Source organism: Pseudomonas sp. Marseille-Q5115 (assembly GCF_916618905.1).
Lineage (GTDB): Bacteria > Pseudomonadota > Gammaproteobacteria > Pseudomonadales > Pseudomonadaceae > Aquipseudomonas > Aquipseudomonas japonica_A.
In genome coordinates this window covers 2,710,256-2,731,451 of record NZ_CAKAKI010000001.1, presented here as the reverse complement: position 1 = coordinate 2,731,451, position 21,196 = coordinate 2,710,256, and the positions used below count along the sequence as shown (strand labels likewise).

The following is a 21,196-nucleotide window of genomic DNA, read 5'->3' as shown; positions in this document are numbered from 1 at the left end:
TCTACCTGTGAGAGTTTCCCATGCGCCTTAGCTTGAAGGGCAAGGTCCTGTCCGTTGCCGTTGTGCCTGTCGTGCTGTTCGCGCTGATCATCAGCCTGTGCACCCTGTGGATTCTGCGCCAGCAGGCGGCTCAAGAGGTGCAGGAAACCCGCGAGCGTTACATCACCGACGCCCGGGCATCCTTGCAAAACTACGTCGCGGTTGCGCTGGGCACCGTCAAGCCGATTTATGATGCGGCCGATGGCAATGACACAGCCGCCCGGGCCCAGGTCGTGAAAATGCTCTCCACCGTTACCTACGGCAAAGATGGCTACTTCTTCGGCTACGATTCCCAGGCCGTGCGCCTGTTCAAGGGCAGCAGCAGCGAAGGTGTGGGCCAAAGCTTCATCGATGCCAAAGACCCCAACGGTGTGTACGTCAACCGCGAGCTGGTGAACGTAGGCAAGAACGGCACTCACTTTGTCAGTTACTCGTCCAGCCTGCCGGGCAGCCAGAAGCTGGTCCCCAAGCTCGCTTACACCGAATACCTGCCCAAGTGGGACATGGTGATCGGCACCGCGGTCAACCTGGACGGCATCGACGCTCAGCTCGCTCAAGTGCGCGAAGCGGTGCATGCCCGCACTATCGACATGCTGATGACCATTGTAGGTATCGCACTGGTGCTGGTACTGATCATCGCTTCGATCGGCCTGCTGCTGGCACGGAACATTCTGCGCCCACTCATGCTGATGAAGCAGAGCCTGGATGACATCGCTGCCGGTGAAGGCGACCTTACCCGCCGGTTGCCTATCACCAGCCAGGACGAGCTGGGCGCGCTGGCTGGCTCCTTCAATCGCTTCGCGGAGAAGATTCACGGTTTGGTGCGCCAGATCGCAACCATGACCGGCGAACTTACCGGCCTGGTCAGCGAAGTGGCCGATCAGGCCCAGCGCTCGGAGCGCGCGATGGAGCGCCAGCGCCAGGAGACAGATCAAGTGGCCACTGCCGTCAACGAAATGTCCGGCGCGGCGCAGGAAGTGGCTCGCAGCGCACAGGGCGCCGCCACGGCGGCTCAGGAAACCGACAACGAAGGCCGTCAAGCCAAGCAGGTCGTGGATGGCAGCGTGGCCCAGATCCATTCGCTGATCGCCGATATCCGCTTGAGCGGCAATTCCCTCGACACCCTGCAGAACGACGTGCGCTCCATCGTCAGCGTACTTGGCGTTATCCGCTCGATTGCCGAGCAAACCAACCTGCTGGCGCTCAACGCGGCTATCGAAGCGGCGCGGGCAGGAGAAGCCGGGCGTGGGTTCGCGGTGGTGGCGGACGAAGTGCGCGCGTTGGCCAGCCGCACGCAGCAAAGCACCCAGGAAATTCAAGGCATGATCGACCGCCTTGAAAAGGGCACCCGCGATGCCGTGGAAGCCATGCGCCGTTCCAGTGAAGCGGGCGAGGGCACCAGCGTTCGCGCCAACGAGGCCGGCCGTTCGCTGGACGCCATGGGCAGCCTGATTGCGACCATCAGCAACATGAACGCGCAGATTGCAACCGCTGCCGAAGAGCAGACCGCCGTGGTGGAAGAAATCAACCGCAGCGTTCACCAGATTGCCGGTGCGGTGGATCAGGTGGCCGATGAAACCCGCCAGGGCGCGGAGACGTCCCGCAAGCTGGCAGCCTTGGGCCAGGGCCTTGGGCGGCTGGTTGCGCAGTTCCGGATCTGAGCCTCAGATTCTGCAGCGCGATCGAGGGCACTATCCCAAGCCCAGCCGGACTAACCTTCAGGCGCCCCATGAGGGGCGCTGAAGGCAAGCCGACATGGAACGCGCATGAACGAAACCAACCTCCAATACAAGACACTCCTGTTGCTGCTTGTACTGGTTACCCTCGCTTTTATCTGGATACTCCTTCCTTACTACGGCGCTGTTTTCTGGGCAGTGATCCTGGGCATCCTGTTCGCGCCGCTGCAACGCAAGCTCATCCAACGCTATAAATGGAGCCGCAACGTCACCTCGGTGGTTACGCTTGGGGTGTGCGTGCTGGTCGCGGTGCTTCCTGTGATCATCATCAGCGCCTTGCTGGTGCAGGAGGGCACCAGCGTTTACAAGAGCATCCAGAGCGGGGAGCTGGATGTGGCCAGCTACATGAGCCACTTCAAGCATGCCTTGCCCACCCCGGCACAGCACCTGCTGGACCGCATGGGCATGGGCAATCTCGATGGCCTGCGAGAGAAGATTACCGCCCGGGCCATGCAGGGCAGCGAAGCCCTTACGTCCCAGGCCTTCAGCTTCGGTCAGGGCACCCTCGATTTCATCGTCAGCTTCGCGGTGATGCTTTATCTGGTGTTCTTTTTCCTCCGTGACGGCCCCGAGCTTGTACGCAAGGTGCGCATGGCCGTGCCCTTGGCAGAACAGCAGAAGCGCCGGCTACAACTGAAGTTCACCCGGGTGGTACGGGCTACGGTGAAAGGCAATATGCTGGTGGCCATTTCCCAAGGTGCGCTGGGCGGGCTGATCTTCTGGATACTGGACATCCCCAGCGCCTTGTTGTGGGCGGTATTGATGGCATTTCTTTCATTATTGCCCGCAGTGGGTGCCGGGGTAGTATGGGCGCCGGTGGCGGTTTACTTCATGCTCGACGGCGAAATGTGGCGGGGCGTGGTGCTCACGCTTTACGGCGTTTTCGTGATCGGCCTGGTCGACAATGTGCTTCGGCCCCTTCTGGTAGGCAAGGACACAAAGCTTCCGGACTACCTGGTGCTGATTTCCACCCTCGGTGGGCTCGCGGTTTTCGGCCTGAACGGGTTCGTGATCGGCCCGCTGATTGCGGCGCTGTTCGTGTCGAGCTGGAGTATCTTCGTCGGCAACCGCCCCACCATACAATTGCCCCCCGACCTGCAACGGTGAACCGCGTGATGTACGAATCGAGCGTTCGCCGCCGGCGGGCGCTTCGATCTGTACACACGAGCGGTGCCAATGCCAGACCCGATTCCCTTAAAGGACCACGACAAGGAACAACGCCTGGTCAACGGCCGCCTGGTCGCTTGCGCGGTTCTGGTGCTGGGGCTGGCATTCGCCCTGGTGGCTCGGTTGTATTTCCTGCAAGTGGTTCAATACGACTACCACTCGACCATTTCCGAAAACAACCGCGTTCACGTACTGCCGATCCCGCCGGAGCGCGGTTTGATTTATGACCGCAACGGCGTGGTGCTGGCCAACAATCGCCCTAGCTTTAACTTGACCCTTACGCGTGAGCGCGCCGGGGACTCTGCACACGTACTCGATACCCTGGCAAGTATTCTGCAGTTACCCGAAGAGCAGCGTCGCCAGTTCGACAAAGACATGCGTCGCGCCCGACATCCCTTCGAGCCGGTGACCTTGATGTATGAACTGAGCGAAGAGCAGATTGCACTGATCGCAGTAAATCAGTTCCTTCTGCCAGGGCTGGATGTGGAAGCGCAGTTCGTGCGCGAGTACCCGCTTGGCGAACAGTTTGCCCATTCCCTGGGCTACGTGGGCCGCATCAACGAGAATGAAGCCAAGGTGCTGGACCCGGTGGAATATCGCGGTACTCAGTCTGTCGGCAAAACGGGGGTGGAACGCTTCTATGAACCCGCGCTGCATGGGCACGTCGGCTTCGAGGAAGTGGAAACCAATGCCCAGGGCCGTGTGATGCGGGTGTTGCGCCACACCGACCCGATAGCGGGCAAGAACATCACCCTCACCCTCGATGCCAACCTGCAGCTTGCCGCGGAAAAAGCCTTGGGCGGCCGCCGCGGGGCAATCGTGGCGCTGGACCCGCAGAACGGCGACGTGCTGGCAATGGTGAGTGAGCCCAGCTTCGATCCCAATCTGTTTGTCACTGGCATCAGCTTCAAGCAATACACCGCGTTGCGTGACTCCATCGACCGGCCGCTGTTCAACCGCGTGCTTCGGGGCCTGTATGCGCCAGGCTCGACCATCAAGCCGGAAGTGGCGGTCGCGGGGCTTGATAGCGGCGTGATCACACCGGCCAGCAGGGTGTTCGACCCGGGGTACTACGAGCTGCCCAACTACGACCACAAGTACCGCAACTGGAACCGCAGTGGTGATGGCTGGGTAGACCTCTATGCCGCGATCATGCGGTCCAACGATACCTATTTCTATGAAACTGCCCACCGGCTGGGTATCGACCGCCTGCATGACTACCTCAGCCGGTTCGGCATCGGCCAGAAGGTATCGCTCGACATGTTCGAAGAAGCGCCTGGCCTGATGCCTTCCGAGCAATGGAAGCGCGCCACCCGCCGGCAGCCGTGGTTCCCTGGCGAAACGCTGATCTTGGGGATTGGCCAAGGCTATATGCAGGTCACGCCTTTGCAGCTGGCGCAGGCGACGTCGTTGATTGCCAGCAAAGGCGTGTGGCATCGGCCGCACCTGGCCGAAACCATTGGTGGCGAGCCCCCGGTCGATACCAACCCGATGCCCAACATCGTATTGCGCGACCCAGGCGAATGGGAGCAGGTGAATCGCGGCATGCAAGCGGTGCTGCATGACCCCAGGGGGATCGCCCGGCAATCGGCAGTGGGGGCACAATACCGTATTGCGGGCAAGAGCGGCACCGCGCAAGTGGTCGCCATTCGTCAAGGGGAGCGCTACAACCGGGAAAAGACCCAGGAGCGCAACCGGGACAACGCGCTGTTCGTAGGCTTTGCCCCGGCCGAGAACCCGAAGATTGTGGTGGCGGTGATGATCGAGAACGGCGAGGCCGGCGGCCGAGTTGCCGGCCCGGTGGTTCGCGAGGTGCTCGATGCTTGGCTGCTGGACCAGAGCGGCCACCTCAAGCCGCAGTACGCCAGCCCTGCGCTGCCAGTGAAATCACCCGCCAGTTGAGCGCCAGCTACACTCGCAAGGCAGCGGCGGGATTCAACGTTTCGATCAAACCGTTCGAATCAACCCGTTTTTATCCTGTCTCTGGCTGTGCGAAGTTCATGAGTCCGCGCCATGCCGGCGCGGCACATCAAGGAGCGTCTCTGTGGCTAAAGTTCTTGTTCTCTACTACTCCACCTACGGGCATATCGAAACCATGGCCAATGCCATTGCCGAGGGCGCCCGTAGCGCCGGCGCGACCGTGGATGTCAAACGCGTGCCCGAAACTGCCCCGGCGGAAGTAGCGCAAGCCGCCCACTTCAAGCTCGATCAGGCAGCGCCCGTCGCTACCGTGCAGGAGCTGGCAGACTACGATGCAATCATCCTTGGAAGCCCGACCCGTTTCGGCCGTGTAAGCAGCCAGATGGCCGCCTTCCTCGACCAGGCAGGTGGGCTGTGGGCGGCAGGGAAGTTCAACGGCAAGGTTGGCGCGGCCTTTACTTCCACGGCCAGCCAGCATGGCGGCCAGGAGACCACGCTGTTCTCGCTGATCACCAACCTGCTGCATTTCGGTATGGTCATCGTGGGGCTGCCCTACAGTCATCAAGGGCAGATGAACATGGACGAAATCGTCGGCGGCGCCCCCTATGGCGCAACCACCATCGCTTCGGGTGACGGCTCGCGCCAGCCCAGCGAAATCGAACTGGCGGGCGCACGGCATCAGGGCGAGCTGGTAGCCAAGACAGCGGCCAAACTGTTCAGCTGATCCTTGTCGCCCGGCCGGGGCGTCCTTGCCTGAGGGCTGCATCATGTTCTCCCACATCATCGTTGGCGCCCGTGACTTGAACCGCCTGGTGGCATTTTATGACCGTGTGCTCAGCGAGTTGGGCCTGGTGCCCATGTCGGAAGAAGACGACGGTGGCCCTCCGGGCAAGGGCTGGCAGCTGCCGGGTCGGCGCTGGCCGCAGTTTTTCGTGCAGGAGCCCTTCAACGGTCAACCCGCTTCACCGGGTAATGGCACGCAGGTCAGTTTTGCTTGCTCCAGCCGGGACGAGGTAGATGCCGCCTGGGCAGCTGCGCTGGCCAACGGCGGTAGCGACGAAGGCTCGCCGGGTGTGCGGGTGCGGTATGCCCCGGATTACTACGGGGCCTATTGCCGCGACCCGGAGGGCAACAAGCTCTGCTTCGTTCACGCGTCGGGCCTGTAATCCTTCCTCCCGTACAATAAAAAAACCCCGCCGGCAGCGCCAGGCGGGGTTTTTTGTTCAAGCCAACCGGCTTAGCCCATCAGATGAAGCCCGGCATGCTGCACCAGGTCCACCAATGGCTGAGGGTAAACCCCCAGCACGAAGGCCAGGATGGCGATGGCCAGCAGCATCACGCCACCGGTGCGCTGCTCCCAGTTCAGCGGCGCGTCCTGGCGTGGAATGCTCGATTCCATCAGGTACAGGGTCACCATCACGCGCAGGTAGTAGAACAGGCCGATGGCGCTGCCCAGTACCAATGCGCCCACCAGCCACCACAGGCCAGACTCGACACCGGCTGCCATGATGTAGAACTTGCCGATGAAGCCTGCGGTGAGCGGGATGCCCGCAAGGGAGAGCATCATGACGGTCAGCACTGCGGTGAGGTACGGGCGGCGCCAGAACAGCCCGCGGTACTCGAACAGCGCATCGGCATCGCGGCCTTTGTACGGGGAGGACATCAGCGTGATCACGCCGAACGCACCCAGGCTGGTGATCACATAAGTGGCCAGGTACACGCCGATGGCTTCAACAGCCAGGCCCTTGCTCGCCACTAGCGCAATCAGCAGGTAACCGAAGTGGGCGATGGAGGAATAACCCAGCAGCCGCTTGAGGTTGGTCTGGTTCAGTGCCAGCAGGTTGCCCACCACGATCGAAGCGATGGCGATTGCACTTAGTACCACGTTCAGTACGCCGCTGCTTCCGGCTGGGGAGAGCTGGAAGAGCCTTACGATCACCGCGAACACCGCAACCTTGCTGGCGGTGGCCAGGAAGGCCGCCACTGGTGCAGGTGCGCCTTCGTAGACGTCAGGGGTCCACAGGTGGAAGGGCACCAGCGACAGCTTGAAGGCCAGGCCCACCAGCATCATGCCCAGGCCCAGCTGCGCCATCAGGCTGGGCATGCCGGTAGCCGCAAGCGCGGCGCCGATACCGGAGAAACTCAGCGTGCCGGCGTCGGCATACAACAGCGCCATGCCGAACAACAGGAACGCCGAGCCAGCCGCCGACAGCACCATGTACTTGATACCGGCTTCCAGCGAGCGCTTGTTGAAGTACGCGTACGCTACCAGCCCGTACACCGGCACCGACAGCAGTTCCAGCCCGATGAACAGCGCCGACAGCTGTTGCGCACACACCAGCACCAAGCCACCGGCGGCTGCCAGCAGGATCAGCAGGTAGAGTTCTTCACGGTTGCCTGGGTAGCCGGTGCCACCATCACCCAGATAGGCATGGGCAAGGGTAACGCAGGCCAGGGTGGCGATCAGGATCAGCGCCATGTACAGACACGCGAAGTTGTCTACCTGCAGCAACGTGGTTACGCTCATCGGCGTGATCTTGAGCACTGGCAGGATCGATAGCAGCGCCAGGTTCAAGCCCGCGCAGGACAGCAGGAACGTTTGTGAGTGGTTACGGCGCCAGGCGATCGCCAGCATCACCACCACGATGGTGACGCTGGTGATCAGCAGCGGCGCCAATGCCAGAAAGTGTTGAGAGGTCAGTTCCATTACAGGTTACCGGGCCGATGCAAGTTGAGAGAAAGCCGAGCCGAACCACTGCTGCACGCCGGCCATGGTCGCGGCCGAGGTGTCCAGCACCGGTTGCGGGTACACGCCCAGCAGCACCAGCAGCACCGCCAGCAGCAGGATCATCGCCAGCTCGCGGCCGTCCATGCCGTGCAGTACGGTGTCCGACTTTGCCGGGCCGAAGTAGGCCCGGTGAATCATGATCAGCGCGTATACCGAACCCACTACCAGGCCGAAGGTTGCAACGGTGGTCACCCAAGGCGCGACCGCGAAGCTGCCCAGCAGGATCAGGAACTCACCCACGAAGTTACCGGTGCCCGGAAGCCCCAGCGATGCCGCGGCGAAGAACAGGCTGATGGCCGGCAGGTAGCTGATACGCGACCACAGCCCGCCCATTTCACGCATGTCACGGGTATGCAGGCGCTCATACAGCTGGCCGCTGAGGATAAACAGCGCCGCGGCGGACAAGCCGTGGGCGACCATCTGCACCACAGCGCCTTGCAGCGCTTGCTGGCTGCCGGAGTAGATCCCGATCAGCACAAAGCCCATGTGAGACACGCTGGAGTAGGCGATCAGGCGCTTGATGTCGGTTTGCGCGAACGCCAGGAAGGCACCGTAGAAAATTCCAACCAGGCCCAGGCCCATGGCAATTGGCGCGAACTCGGCCGAGGCATTGGGGAACAGCGGCAGGGCAAAGCGCAGCAAGCCGTAGGCGGCGGTTTTCAGCAAGATACCCGCCAGGTCCACGGAGCCCGCCGTTGGCGCCTGGGCGTGGGCATCAGGCAGCCAGGAGTGCACCGGCACCACTGGAAGCTTCACCGCAAAGGCCACGAAGAAGCCCAGCATCAGCAGGTACTCGGTACCGGCTGGCAGGTGCGCCTTGAGCAGGTCGCTGTAGTTGAAGGTGATCACGCCGGTAGCGTTGTAGTTCACCAGCACCAGGCCAAGGATCGCCACCAGCATGATCAGGCCGCTGGCCTGAGTGAAGATGAAGAACTTGGTGGCAGCGTAGATCCGCGTGCGCTTGCCGTCCGACGAGCTATGACCCCAGAGCGCGATGAGGAAGTACATCGGCACCAGCATCATTTCCCAGAAGAAGAAGAACAGGAACAGGTCCAGCGCGAGGAACACGCCGATCACCCCGCCCAGGATCCACATCAGGTTCAGGTGGAAGAAGCCCACATGGCGCTGGATCTCTTTCCAGGAGCACAGTACGGACAGCACGCCCAGCAGGCCGGTGAGCAGGATCATCAGCAAAGACAAGCCATCGAGCGCCAGGTGCACACTGATGCCGAAGCGCTGGATCCAGGCCAGCTTGAATTCCACGGCCCATACCGGGTCGGCCCCTGGTGCGGGCGCCAGGGAGTAATCGCCCTGGGACCAGAGCCATAGCCCCAGTACCAGTTCCAGGGACATGGTCAGCAATGCGATCCAGCGGGGGAGGGTGGCGCTAGAGCGCTCAGCCATCCAGCACAGAAGGCCGCCGATGAAGGGAATCAGGATCAGCCAAGGCAGAATCATGACGGGTTCGTTTCCTTTCGCAAATTCGCAAGGTTCATAGTCAGGCTGCCATTACCACGGCGCCCAGTACCAATACGGCACCGAAGGCAAGGGAGGCGGCATACCAGCGCAGCTGGCCGTTCTCGGTGCGGCTCATGACGGAGTGCCCGCCTTTCACCAGCCGAGGCACCAGGCCAATGCCGCGATCCATCGGATCCCTGCGCAGCACGTGGCTGATCCACAAGTAGGGTTTCACTAACAGCTTGTCGTAGATCCAGTCGAAGCCCCAGGCCGCGAACCACCAGGCAGACAGCACACGGCCCGGGCCGCTGTTGGCGATGGCGGTGGCTACCCGACGCTTGCCCAGGAACAGCAGCGCCGACAGCAGAATGCCCGCCAGCGCGATGGCGCCGGAAGCGATCTCCAGGCTGTGCTTGGCTTCGCCGCCGGCATGGCCCGCGCTTTCAGGCAGCACGCCCGCCAGCGGTGGGTGAATCCAGGCGCCGATGAAGGTGGACAGTACCAACAGCACGCCCAGCGGCAGCCAGTGGGAAATGCCATGGCCAGGGCGGGCATCGGTCTTCGCTTCGCCATGGAAGGCAATGAAGATCAGGCGGAAGGTGTACAGCGAGGTCATGAACGCACCCACCAGCCCGGCATACAGCAAACCGGTGTGGCCGCTGGCGAAGGCTTCCCAGAGAATCTCGTCCTTGGAGTAGAAGCCCGCAGTGAGGATCGGCAAGGCCGACAGCGCCGCGCCACCAACGATGAAGCAGGCATACGCCAAGGGCAGCTTTTTCCACAGGCCGCCCATCTTGAAGATGTTCTGCTCATGGTGGCAGCCGATGATCACAGCGCCCGAGGCAAGGAACAGCAGTGCCTTGAAGAACGCGTGGGTCATCAGGTGGAAGATCGCGCCGTCCCACGCACCCACGCCCAGTGCCAGGAACATGTAGCCAATCTGGCTCATGGTGGAGTAGGCGAGGATGCGCTTGATGTCGGTTTGTACCAGCGCGGCGAAGCCTGCCAGTACCAGGGTCACGCCGCCGACGATACCCACCAGGTGCAGGATGTCTGGCGCCAGAGTGAACAGGCCGTGGGTACGGGCGATCAGGTACACGCCCGCAGTCACCATGGTTGCCGCGTGGATCAGCGCCGAAACCGGGGTAGGGCCGGCCATCGCGTCCGCCAGCCAGGTTTGCAGCGGCAGCTGAGCGGATTTACCGACCGCGCCGCCCAGCAACATCAAGGTGGCCAGCACGATCCAGAAGTCGCCCACCTTGAAGTGCTCGGGTGCGCGTACCAGCAGCTCCTGAATGTTCAACGTGCCCAGTTGCTGGAACAGGATGAACAAGCCGATGGCCATGAACACGTCGCCGATACGGGTGACGATAAAGGCCTTGAGTGCTGCGTTGCCGTTGTTGCGGTTGCTGTAGTAGAAGCCGATCAGCAGGTAGCTGCACAGGCCCACGCCTTCCCAGCCGAAGTAGATGAACAGCAGGTTGTCGCCCAATATCAGGAACAGCATGCTGGCGATGAACAGGTTGGTGTAGGAGAAGAAGCGTGAATAGCCTTCTTCACCGCGCATGTACCAGGAGGCGAACAGGTGGATCAGGAAGCCCACGCCCACGACCACGCCCAACATGGTGACCGACAGGCCATCCAGGTAAAGCGTGAAGGTTGGCGCGAAGGTGCCTACCGACATCCAGGTCCACAGCAGGTGGGTGTACACACCGCCGGGTGGCGGGGCCACGTTGAATTGCCAGATCACATAGGCGGCCACCACGGCGGACAGGCCCACCGAGCCCACCCCGATCAGTGCCGAGGTGTTCTCCGAGAAGCGCCCGCGGGAGAAGGACAGCACCAGCCAGCCCAGCAGGGGAAAGACGAAAGTCAGAAAGAGTAGGTTCATCCGCGCATCTCACTGGCAGCGTCGATATCAAGCGTATGGAAGCGGCGATACAGCTGGATCAGGATCGCCAGGCCAATACTGGCCTCGGCCGCCGCCAGGCTGATCACCAGGATGAACATGATCTGCCCGTCCGGTTGCGCCCAGCGGCTGCCGGCCACGATGAAGGCCAATGCAGAGGCGTTCATCATGATTTCCAGGCTCATCAGCACAAAAAGGATGTTGCGGCGGACCAGCAGGCCCACCAGGCCGAGTACGAACAGCACGCCGGCGACGGCCAGGCCGTGTTCAAGAGGAATGGCTGGCATGGGTTACTCCTTCGCCTCGTTGCGGCCAATGTGGAAGGCCGTGATGGCCGCGGCCAGCAGCAGCATGGAGGCTAGCTCCACCGCCAGCAGGTAAGGGCCGAACAGGCTGATGCCCACGGCTTTGGGGCCGATGGTGGTTTCGCCGACCGGAATGTTGCCCGGGCCGGAAAACAGCACGTACATCAACTCCAGCAGCAACAGGGCGGCCAGCAACATCGGGCCCGCCCAGATGCCAGGCTTGAACCACTCCCGCTCTTGATGGGCAGATGCGGTGCCCAGGTTGAGCATCATCACCACGAACACGAACAGCACCATGATCGCACCGGCATAGGCAATCACCTCCAGCACGCCTGCGAAGGGCGCGCCGAGGGCGAAGAAGGTCATGGCCACTGCGATGAGGGAGATGATCAGGTACAACAAGGCATGGACCGGATTGGTGCCGGTAATGACCCGAAGGGTCGCCAGCACCGCAACGCCAGAGGCGAAATAGAACGCGAATTCCATCTTTCTTCCTTAAGGCAGCAGGCTTTTCACGTTGATCGGCTCGGCTTCGTTCTGCGCGGCGCCTTTCGGCTTGCCGGCCACGGCCATGCCCGCGACGCGATAGAAGTTATAGTCCGGATTCTTGCCCGGGCCCGAGATCAGCAGGTCTTCCTTCTCGTACACCAGGTCCTGGCGCTTGTAGTCCGCCATTTCGAAGTCCGGCGTGAGCTGGATAGCCGTGGTAGGGCAGGCTTCTTCGCACAGGCCGCAGAAAATGCAGCGCGAGAAGTTGATCCGGAAGAACTCGGGGTACCAGCGTCCATCGTCCGTTTCAGCCTTTTGCAGGGAAATGCAGCCCACCGGGCAGGCGACCGCGCACAGGTTGCACGCCACGCAGCGTTCCTCGCCGTCCGGGTCGCGGGTGAGCACGATGCGGCCCCGATAGCGCGGCGGCAGGTAAACAGCCTCTTCCGGATACTGGAGGGTGTCACGCTTGCGGAAGCCGTGACCAAAAATCATGATCAGGCTGCGCAGCTGGGTATAGGTGCCATGTACCACATGGCCGATATATTTGAACATGACGTTGTCCTCAAGCACCGGCCGGCGTGTTCAGCAACACGATCGCGGCGGTGACCAGCAAATTGATCAGGGTCAGCGGGAGGCAGAACTTCCAGCTGAAATCCATCACCTGGTCATAGCGCGGCCGTGGGATCGAAGCCCGCAGCAGGATGAACAGCATGATGAAGAAGGCGGTCTTGAGGGCGAACCACAGGAACGGCACCTGAGGCAGGATATCGAACGGGCCGTGCCAGCCGCCGAAGAACAGCGTGACCAGCAGCGCCGAGATCAGCACGATACCGATGTACTCGCCCACGAAGAACATGCCCCATTTCATGCCGGCATACTCGATGTGGTAACCGTCGGCCAGTTCCTGTTCCGCTTCAGGCTGGTCGAAGGGGTGACGGTGAGTCACGGCCACGCCGGCAATGAAGAAGGTACAGAAGCCGAAGAACTGCGGAATGATGAACCACAGGTTCTGCGCCTGGTACTCGACGATGTCGCGCATGTTGAACGACCCCGCCTGCACGATCACACCCATCAATGCCAGCCCCATGAACACTTCGTAGCTCACGGTTTGCGCCGAGGCCCGCAGGCTGCCGAGCAAGGCGTACTTGTTGTTGCTCGACCAACCGGCGAACAGCACCGCGTACACCGACAGGCCTGCCATGGCGAAGAAGAACAGCACGCCGATGTTCAGGTCCGCCACGCCCCAGGTAGGGGTGATCGGGATGACAGAGAAGGCGATCAGCAAGGCGCTCATGGCCACTACTGGCGCCAGGGTGAAGATCACCCGGTCCACGAATGGCGGGTTCCAGTCTTCCTTGAAGAACATCTTGAGCATGTCGGCGGCAATCTGGAACATGCCGAACGGGCCAACACGGTTTGGCCCGTAACGGTCCTGCCACCAGCCCAGCAGGCGCCGTTCCACGAAGCTGAGCAGCGCGCCGCAGACCACCACAGCCAGCAAAATGACGATGGACTTCACCACCGACACGATCACGTCGATCACTTCAGGCGTGAACCAGGTCATTGTGCTGCCTCCTGCAGGCCTTCAACCGTTAAGCCACCAAATGCCGGTGGAATGCCCGCCAACCCTTTTGGCAGCGCCACCAGGCCGGCGGCGAGTTGCTCATCCACGCGCAGCGGCAGGCGCAACTGCACCCCGCCGATGCTGAGGCTCAGCAGTGCGCCGTCGTTCACGCCCAGCCGGTCGGCTTCGGCCTTGGCCAGGGCCACGTAAGGGGAGGGGATACGGGACTGCACAGGCGCGGCACGGGAAGAGGTTTCTTCACTGCCGAACAGGTGGTAGTAAGGCACCGCCTTCCAGGTGCCGCGAGCCGGGGCAAACGCCGCTGGAATGCGGGTGAACCAGGCCAGGTTGTCCCCGCCGGTTTCGATCAGGCGCACGCCCGGGTCGCCAGCGCGCAGATGGCCGCCCACTTCGTCCTGGAACTTGTTCCACGCTTGAGGCGAGTTCCAGCCCGGGGACCAGGCGAACGGCACTTGTTGGCGCAGTTCCTTGCTGCCCGAGTAACCTTCCATGGAGAAGGAGAATGCGCTGTCCACGTCCTGGCTGGTACGTGGTTCGTGCACGCTGATGTTGGCGCGCATGGCCGTACGGCCGGAGTAACGCAGCGGTTCGCGGGCAAGCTTCAAACCCTTGATGCGGAAGGCGGCGGACGGAGCAGCCTCCACAATCCGGGCCAGCTGCGGTGCGCTGGCGGCGCAGGCGGCGGTCACGTGGTCGAGCTGGGTCCAGTCGACCTTGCGCTCCAGCAGGGTGGCGCGCAAGGCATGCAGCCAGCGCCAGCCTTCGTGAGTGAAGTTCTGTGGGTCGAGGTAGTTCGGGTCGAATACCTGGAAGAAGCGCTGTGCGCGGCCTTCCTGGCTAACCAAGGTGCCGTCGCCTTCGGCAAAGCTGGCGGCCGGCAGGATCAGATCCGCACGGTCGGTGGTCGCGGTTTGCTGGTGGTCGGCAACGATCACCACCTTGGCGGCAGCCATGGCAGCGTCTACCTTGGCTTTCGGGGCGCGGGTGTAGAGGTCGTTTTCCAGTACTACCAACGCATCGGCACGGCCTTCGATCAGGGCATCCAGCGCCGCGTCGAGGGATTCACCGCCGAGCATGGCCAGGCCCAGGCTGTTGGCTTCCGGCACGATCAGGCTGAGGGAGCCGGCCTTGGCGCGCAGGGCCAGTGCCTTGGCGATGTTGGCGGCGGCTTCGATCAGGCTGTCATTGCCCAGCGACGTGCCGGACACCACCAGCGGGCGCTTGGCGTTCACCAGTGCATCGGCAATGCGTTGCGCCAGGCCGAGGGCCTCGTCATCCAGGCCCGGTACTGCGGGTGCGCTGGCGTCGATGGCGTGGGCCACGGCGAAACCGATACGCGCCAGGTCTTCGGGCGACGCGTGCACGCATTCTTCGGCAACGTCATCGAGCTTGGTGTCGGTGAGGCTGGCGATAAACAGCGGGTACATTTCGTGCTGCCCGATGTTGTTCACCGCGGCGTTGAGCCAAGGCTGTACGCGCATGGCTTCGGCCATGGCCTCGGCCTTGCCTTTTACCGACTGGCGCAGCGCCAGGGCCATGCGGGCGGCGGTCTGGGTCAGGTCTTCGCCGAGTACGAAGACCGCGTCGTGGTCTTCTACTTCGCGCAGGCTTGGGATAGGCAGCGGGCTGTTGTTGAGCACGTCCAGCGCCAGGCGGATGCGGGCCAGCTCACCGGCTTCGATACCAGTGTGGTACCAGTCGGCGCCTACCAGTTCACGCAGGGCGTAATTGCTTTCGAGGCTGGCGCGTGGCGAGCCAATGCCCACGATGGTACGGCCGCTGAGCAACTGGGCAGCCTTGTCCAGCGCAGCGTCCACGCCCAGCATGGTGCGTTCCTGACCCAGCATCGGATGCTTGGGGCGATCCTTGCGGTTCACGTAGCCATAGCCGAAACGCCCGCGGTCACACAGGAAGTAGTGGTTCACCGAGCCGTTGTAGCGGTTCTCGATGCGGCGCAGTTCGCCGTAACGTTCACCGGGGCTGATGTTGCAGCCGCTGGAGCAGCCGTGGCAGATGCTCGGGGCGAACTGCATGTCCCATTTGCGGTTGTAGCGCTCGGAGTGGGTTTTGTCGGTGAACACACCGGTAGGGCAAACTTCGGTCAGGTTGCCGGAGAACTCGCTTTCGAGTACGCCATCTTCCACGCGGCCGAAGTAGACGTTGTCGTGGGCGCCGTACACACCCAGGTCGGTCCCGCCGGCGTAGTCCTTGTAGAAACGGACGCAGCGGTAGCAGGCGATGCAGCGGTTCATCTCATGCGCGATGAACGGACCCAGGTCCTGATTCTGGTGGGTACGCTTGGTGAAGCGGTACCGGCGCTCGTTGTGGCCGGTCATCACGGTCATGTCTTGCAAGTGGCAATGGCCGCCTTCCTCGCACACGGGGCAGTCGTGCGGGTGGTTGGTCATCAGCCATTCGACAACACTGGCCCGGAACGCCTTGGATTCTTCATCATCGATGGAAATCCAGGTGTTGTCGGTGGCGGGTGTCATGCAGGACATGACGATGCGGCCGCGCTTGTCGTTCTCGTCGTTGTACTGCTTTACCGCGCACTGGCGGCAGGCGCCGACGCTTCCCAGCGCCGGGTGCCAGCAGAAGTAGGGAATGTCGAGGCCGAGGGAGAGACATGCCTGTAGCAGGTTGTCCGCACCATCGACTTCGAGCGCTTTGCCGTCTACGTGGATAGTAGCCATGGTTCAAAGGTCTTCGTTGGCCCGGTTTCCCGGGCGTGGCTAATGGAAATCTTGTTCTGGGCCTGGCGCATCGCGTTCACAGGCCGGGGGCGAGGCCATGCCATCGCCCCTTGCATCAATCAGGCTCCAGCAGGGATCGGCCGTGGTTGGCCAAAGCCTGGCGCCGGGCTCGCCGCTCCCACGGGGGCGATGCCGGCTTCGAACTCCTCTCGGAAGTACTTGATCGCGCTGCCCAGTGGCTCTACGGCGCCGGGGGCATGTGCACAGAAGGTTTTGCCTGGGCCCAGGAAACCTACCAGCCCCAACAGGGTGTCGATGTCCCCCTGGGTGCCTTGGCGGTTTTCCAGTGCGCGCAGCAGCTTGACCGACCAGGGAAGGCCATCGCGGCACGGCGTGCAGAAACCACAGGACTCACGCGCGAAGAACTCTTCCATGTTGCGCAGCAGCGAGACCATATTCACCGTGTTGTCCACGGCCATGGCCAGGCCCGTACCCATCCGCGTGCCCACCTTGGCGATACCGCCGGCGTACATCTGCGCCTCGAGGTGCTCGGGCAGCAGGAAACCGGTCCCGGCGCCGCCGGGCTGCCAGCACTTGAGGGTATAGCCGTCACGCATGCCGCCGGCGTAGTCCTCGAACAGCTCCCGCGCGGTTACGCCGAAGGGCAGTTCCCACAGGCCTGGGTTTTTCACCTTGCCGGAGAAGCCCATCAGCTTGGTGCCGTGGTCTTCGCTGCCTTCGCGCGCCAGGCCCTTGTACCAGTCGATGCCGTTACCAACGATCGCCGGTACGTTGCACAGGGTTTCGACGTTGTTTACGCAGGTCGGCTTGCCCCATACGCCCACGGCCGCCGGGAAGGGCGGCTTGGAGCGGGGGTTGGCGCGGCGGCCTTCGAGCGAGTTGATCAGCGCGGTTTCTTCACCGCAGATGTAGCGGCCGGCGCCGGTGTGCACGAACAGCTCGAAATCGAACCCGCTGCCCAGGATGTTCTTGCCCAGCAGGCCGGCGGCCTTGGCTTCTTCCACTGCGCGGTTGAGGTGGCGCGCCGCGGTGGTGTATTCGCCGCGCAGGAAGATGTAGCCCCGGTACGCCTTGAGCGCGCGGGCGCTGATGAGCATGCCTTCGATCAGCAGGTGCGGCTGCTGCTCCATCAGCATGCGGTCTTTCCAGGTGTTGGGCTCCATTTCATCGGCGTTACACAACAGGTAACGGATGTTCATGGATTCGTCTTTGGGCATCAGGCCCCACTTCACTCCGGTAGGGAAGCCAGCGCCACCCCGGCCCTTGAGGCCGGAGTCCTTCACCGTTTGCACGATCTCATCCTGGGACATCTGTGCCAGCGCCTTGCGGGCAGCGGTGTAGCCGTCTTTGCGCTGATATTCGTCGAGCCATACCGGCTCGGCGTCGTCACGCAGGCGCCAGGTGAGCGGATGGGTTTCAGCCGCACGGGCAATCCGGTTGGCCGGGCCAAAGGAAGTGAGCGTCATACGTAGGCCTCCAGCAAGCGGCTTACACCATCGGGCTTCACGTCGCCGAAGGTGTCGTCGTCGATCATCAGGGCCGGGGCCTTGTCACAGTTGCCCAGGCAGCACACCGGCAGCAAGGTGAAGCGACCATCGGCCGTGGTCTGGCCCAGGCCGATGCCCAGTTCCTGTTGGATCTGTGCCACCACGGATTCGTGCCCACCGATGTAGCAGACCATGCTGTCGCACACGCGAATGATGTGACGGCCCACGGGCTGGCGGAAAATCTGGCTATAGAAGGTGGCCACGCCTTCGACGTCGCTGGCTGGGATGCCCAGGATGTCGCCAATGGCGTAGAGCGCGCCATCCGGCACCCAGCCACGTTCCTTCTGGACGATCTTCAGCGCTTCGATCGATGCGGCGCGCGGGTCTTCGTAATGGTGCAACTCGTGCTCGATGGCCGAGCGCTCGGTTTCGCTGAGGACGAAACGGTCAGTCTGGATAAGCGTACTGTTCATGCTTAGCGGTCCACATCGGCCATGACGAAGTCGATACTGCCCAGGTACGCGATCAGGTCGGCGACCATGCTGCCACGGATCACCGAAGGGATCTGTTGCAGGTGCGGATAGCTGGGGGTACGGATACGGGTACGGTAGCTCATGGTGCCCCCGTCGCTCGTCAGGTAATAACTGTTGATGCCCTTGGTCGCTTCGATCATCTGGAAGGACTCGTTGGCCGGCATCACCGGGCCCCACGAAACCTGCAGGAAGTGAGTGATCAGGGTTTCGATATGTTGCAGCGTGCGCTCTTTGGGCGGCGGCGTGGTCAAGGGGTGATCCGCCTTGTACGGGCCGGCCGGCATGTTACGCATGCACTGTTCAATGATCCGGAGGCTCTGGCGCATCTCTTCCACGCGTACCAGGCAGCGGTCGTAGGCATCGCCGCTGTCGGCCAGGGGCACTTCGAACTCGAAGTTCTCGTAGCCCGAGTACGGCCGCGCCTTGCGCAGGTCGAAGTCGCAGCCGGTGGCGCGCAGGCTTGGGCCGGTAACGCCCCATTCCAGCGCTTCGCGGGTGTTGTACTGCGCCACGCCCTTGGTACGACCGATCAGGATGCTGTTCTGCAGCGCGGCCTTGGTGTATTCATCCAGGCGCTTGGGCATCCATTCGATGAAGTCCTTGACCAGCCTTTCCCAGCCGCGCGGCAAGTCGTGCGCCACGCCGCCGATACGGTACCAGGCCGGGTGCAGGCGGAAGCCGGTGATCGCTTCGATCACGGTGTAGGCGCGCTGGCGGTCGGTGAAGGTGAAGAACACGGGCGTCATCGCACCCACGTCCTGGATATAGGTCCCCAGGAACAGCAGGTGGCTGGTGATGCGGAAGAACTCGGCCATCATGATGCGGATGGTGTTCACCCGGTCCGGCACGGTAATGCCAGCGAGTTTTTCCACGGCCAGCACGTACGGCAGGTTGTTCATCACCCCGCCGAGGTAATCGATGCGGTCCGTGTAGGGGATATAGCTGTGCCACGACTGCCGCTCGCCCATTTTCTCGGCGCCGCGGTGGTGGTAACCGATATCCGGCACGCAGTCGACGATCTCTTCACCGTCCAGCTGCAGGATGATGCGGAATGCCCCGTGCGCCGAAGGGTGGTTCGGGCCCAGGTTGAGGAACATGAAGTCTTCGTTCGCCGTGCCGCGTTTCATGCCCCAGTCTTCAGGGCGGAAGCGCGCGGCTTCTTCTTCATGGGCCTGCTTGGCCAGGCTCAGGCTGTAGGGGTCGAATTCCGTGGCCCGGGCAGGGTAGTCCTTGCGCAGCGGGTGGCCTTCCCAGGTGGGCGGCATCATGATGCGGCTCAGGTTCGGGTGGCCTTCGAAGGTAATGCCGAACATGTCCCACACTTCGCGCTCGTACCAGTTGGCATTGGGCCAGATGCCGGTGACGCTCGGGAGGTTCAAGTCGCCTTCGCTCAGCGCGACCTTGAGCATTACATCGCTGTTACGCTCGATCGACATCAGGTGGTAGAACACGGTGAAGTCTGCGTCGGGCAAGCCACGGCGCTGTGTGCGCAGGCGCTCGTCCACGCCGTGCAGGTCGTACAGCATCGAGTAGGGCTTGGGCACGCCGCGCAAGAAAGCGAGTACTTCCTTGATTTGCGCGCGTGCCACCCACAGCACGGGCATGCCGGTGCGGGTGTGTTGGGCGGTGAAGCTGTCGGCGCCGAAGCGGTTGATCAGTTCAACGACCACATCCTGGTCGTCAGCCTTGTAGGGCGGGATATACAGAGCGGTGTCCGCTGTTGTCATGGTGTCGGTCGCTTTCGCTTTCGGTCAACGTAAAGAATGAAGGCCAGGTGCACGCCCGGCCCGCAAGCGGGGCAGGGCGTGCCATGGATCACACTTCGTCTGGGCTGCGCAGGTTGGTGACCTGGATACGCTGTTCGCGGCGCACGTCTTTCTGGGAGGGCATTTCAGCGCGGTATACGCCCTGATCGCCCACTACCCAGGACAGCGGCCGCCGCTCCTTGCCGATGGATTCCTGCAACAGCATCAAGCCTTGCAGGAACGCTTCGGGGCGCGGCGGGCAGCCGGGCACATACACGTCCACGGGCAGGAACTTGTCCACGCCCTGCACTACGGAATAGATGTCGTACATGCCGCCCGAGTTGGCGCAGGCCCCCATGGAGATCACCCACTTGGGTTCCAGCATCTGTTCATACAGGCGCTGGATGATCGGTGCCATCTTGATGAAAGGCGTACCGGCAATCACCATGAAATCCGCCTGACGCGGCGATGCCCGGATCACTTCGGCACCGAAACGGGCGATGTCATGAGGCGCGGTAAACGCCGTGGTCATCTCCACGTAGCAGCACGAAAGCCCGAAATTGTAAGGCCACAGGGAGTTCTTGCGGCCCCAGTTGACCGCACCGCTCAGCACATCTTCGAGCTTGCCCATGAAGACGCTACGATGCACCTGATCCTCGAGCATCTTGTCATCGACGATGCCTTGTTTGCCCAAGGGGTAGCGCTGTTCCGGATCCTGGGGAGCATCCGGGTCGATCTTGGTAAGGTTGTATTGCATTGCCAAAGCCTCATTGTTTCAGCTTCGCCTGCCGCTTGAGACGACCTTCGGGCGCCCAATCGAGAGCCCCCACTCGCCAAAGGTAGACAAGACCCGCCAACAGAATTGCTATGAAAATGAGTGCTTCGGCAAAGCCTGCCCAGCCGCTTTCGCGGACGGACACAGACCAGGCGAACAAAAAGAGGGCTTCGATATCGAAGATCACGAACAGCATCGCGACCAGATAGAATTTTGCAGACAACCGCAGGCGCGCGCTGCCAACAGGCAGCATGCCGGATTCGAAGGGGTCGTTCTTGCTTCGGCCCCAGGCCTTGCCGCCGAGCAGGCTGGAAAGGCCAAGCATGAAGGCACAAAGCCCCGCTACACCCAGAAGGAAGATGGCAAAGCCCCAGTTGTGGGCGATGAGTCCTGCTGTTGGGGTCATGCTGGCAGTCCTTAACAGAGACATAAGGCTCTGAATCGAAGAAGGGTAAAGCAGTGACGAAATGTCGCAGCCATAAGATCGGCGGATTTTATGGGCAAACCTGCAGCAAGTAAATTTGCCGCATCAAATTAATTCGT

The 21,196-nt window shown here is 62.3% G+C and carries 18 protein-coding genes and 1 pseudogene; 6 read left to right on the top strand and 13 right to left on the bottom strand.

The window, feature by feature from the left end; all coding sequences use genetic code 11:
* Positions 1 to 20: 20 nt before the first annotated feature.
* From LG385_RS25750 to LG385_RS12625, 6 genes and pseudogenes are all read left to right on the top strand, one after another.
* A pseudogene (locus LG385_RS25750) lies at positions 21 to 542 on the top strand (cache domain-containing protein); the annotation flags it as partial.
* Between the two features lie 66 nt (positions 543 to 608).
* Entirely contained in the window at positions 609 to 1,700 is a 1,092-nt protein-coding gene (locus LG385_RS12645) for a methyl-accepting chemotaxis protein (protein ID WP_413247379.1), read from the top strand.
* 105 nt (positions 1,701 to 1,805) lie between these two features.
* On the top strand, positions 1,806 to 2,882 hold the full coding sequence (locus LG385_RS12640) for an AI-2E family transporter (RefSeq protein WP_225774572.1): 1,077 nt from the start codon (positions 1,806 to 1,808) through the stop codon (positions 2,880 to 2,882).
* 69 nt (positions 2,883 to 2,951) lie between these two features.
* Positions 2,952 to 4,844, top strand: a complete 1,893-nt coding sequence (gene mrdA / locus LG385_RS12635) for a penicillin-binding protein 2 (RefSeq protein ID WP_225774571.1) — start codon at positions 2,952 to 2,954, stop codon at positions 4,842 to 4,844.
* Positions 4,845 to 4,986: 142 nt separating this feature from the next.
* Positions 4,987 to 5,586 carry an NAD(P)H:quinone oxidoreductase gene (wrbA, locus tag LG385_RS12630; protein WP_181117777.1) on the top strand — a complete coding sequence of 200 codons (600 nt, stop codon included), beginning with the start codon at positions 4,987 to 4,989 and terminating at the stop codon, positions 5,584 to 5,586.
* A 43-nt stretch (positions 5,587 to 5,629) separates the two neighbouring features.
* Positions 5,630 to 6,028, top strand: coding sequence for a VOC family protein (locus tag LG385_RS12625; protein WP_225774570.1), 399 nt, complete (start codon positions 5,630 to 5,632; stop codon positions 6,026 to 6,028).
* A gap of 71 nt (positions 6,029 to 6,099) precedes the next feature.
* Here the strand turns inward: LG385_RS12625 and nuoN are convergent, their stop codons facing one another.
* The 13 genes from nuoN to LG385_RS12560 all read right to left on the bottom strand — a co-directional run bounded on the left by nuoN (position 6,100) and on the right by LG385_RS12560 (position 21,059).
* Positions 6,100 to 7,569: an NADH-quinone oxidoreductase subunit NuoN gene (gene nuoN / locus LG385_RS12620; protein WP_225774569.1), complete on the bottom strand. Its 1,470-nt coding sequence runs from the start codon at positions 7,567 to 7,569 to the stop codon at positions 6,100 to 6,102.
* A 6-nt stretch (positions 7,570 to 7,575) separates the two neighbouring features.
* Positions 7,576 to 9,108: an NADH-quinone oxidoreductase subunit M gene (gene nuoM, locus LG385_RS12615; protein ID WP_181123075.1), complete on the bottom strand. Its 1,533-nt coding sequence runs from the start codon at positions 9,106 to 9,108 to the stop codon at positions 7,576 to 7,578.
* A gap of 40 nt (positions 9,109 to 9,148) precedes the next feature.
* Entirely contained in the window at positions 9,149 to 10,999 is a 1,851-nt protein-coding gene (nuoL, locus tag LG385_RS12610; protein WP_225774568.1) for an NADH-quinone oxidoreductase subunit L, read from the bottom strand.
* Positions 10,996 to 11,304, bottom strand: a complete 309-nt coding sequence (gene nuoK / locus LG385_RS12605) for an NADH-quinone oxidoreductase subunit NuoK (RefSeq protein WP_181117782.1) — start codon at positions 11,302 to 11,304, stop codon at positions 10,996 to 10,998. The genes nuoL and nuoK overlap by 4 nt, the downstream gene beginning before the upstream one ends.
* A 3-nt stretch (positions 11,305 to 11,307) precedes the next feature.
* A complete protein-coding gene (gene nuoJ / locus LG385_RS12600; protein ID WP_040263820.1) occupies positions 11,308 to 11,808 on the bottom strand; it encodes an NADH-quinone oxidoreductase subunit J in 501 nt (166 codons plus the stop codon).
* Positions 11,809 to 11,817: 9 nt separating this feature from the next.
* Entirely contained in the window at positions 11,818 to 12,366 is a 549-nt protein-coding gene (nuoI, locus tag LG385_RS12595; RefSeq protein WP_181117784.1) for an NADH-quinone oxidoreductase subunit NuoI, read from the bottom strand.
* A gap of 10 nt (positions 12,367 to 12,376) precedes the next feature.
* The gene (nuoH, locus tag LG385_RS12590) at positions 12,377 to 13,378 is read right to left on the bottom strand and encodes an NADH-quinone oxidoreductase subunit NuoH (protein ID WP_225774567.1); all 1,002 of its coding nucleotides are present in this window, start codon (positions 13,376 to 13,378) and stop codon (positions 12,377 to 12,379) included.
* Positions 13,375 to 16,092, bottom strand: a complete 2,718-nt coding sequence (gene nuoG, locus LG385_RS12585; protein WP_225774566.1) for an NADH-quinone oxidoreductase subunit NuoG — start codon at positions 16,090 to 16,092, stop codon at positions 13,375 to 13,377. The genes nuoH and nuoG overlap by 4 nt, the downstream gene beginning before the upstream one ends.
* A gap of 119 nt (positions 16,093 to 16,211) precedes the next feature.
* On the bottom strand, positions 16,212 to 17,579 hold the full coding sequence (gene nuoF, locus LG385_RS12580) for an NADH-quinone oxidoreductase subunit NuoF (RefSeq protein WP_181123073.1): 1,368 nt from the start codon (positions 17,577 to 17,579) through the stop codon (positions 16,212 to 16,214).
* The gene (nuoE, locus tag LG385_RS12575; RefSeq protein WP_181117788.1) at positions 17,576 to 18,073 is read right to left on the bottom strand and encodes an NADH-quinone oxidoreductase subunit NuoE; all 498 of its coding nucleotides are present in this window, start codon (positions 18,071 to 18,073) and stop codon (positions 17,576 to 17,578) included. Before nuoE ends, nuoF begins: the two co-directional genes overlap by 4 nt.
* Before the next feature lie 2 nt (positions 18,074 to 18,075).
* Positions 18,076 to 19,860, bottom strand: a complete 1,785-nt coding sequence (gene nuoC / locus LG385_RS12570) for an NADH-quinone oxidoreductase subunit C/D (protein ID WP_225774565.1) — start codon at positions 19,858 to 19,860, stop codon at positions 18,076 to 18,078.
* A gap of 88 nt (positions 19,861 to 19,948) precedes the next feature.
* Complete coding sequence (locus tag LG385_RS12565) at positions 19,949 to 20,635, bottom strand: NADH-quinone oxidoreductase subunit B (RefSeq protein WP_181117790.1); 687 nt, start codon at positions 20,633 to 20,635, stop codon at positions 19,949 to 19,951.
* 10 nt (positions 20,636 to 20,645) lie between these two features.
* Positions 20,646 to 21,059, bottom strand: coding sequence for an NADH-quinone oxidoreductase subunit A (locus LG385_RS12560; protein WP_181123072.1), 414 nt, complete (start codon positions 21,057 to 21,059; stop codon positions 20,646 to 20,648).
* Positions 21,060 to 21,196 lie beyond the last annotated feature (137 nt).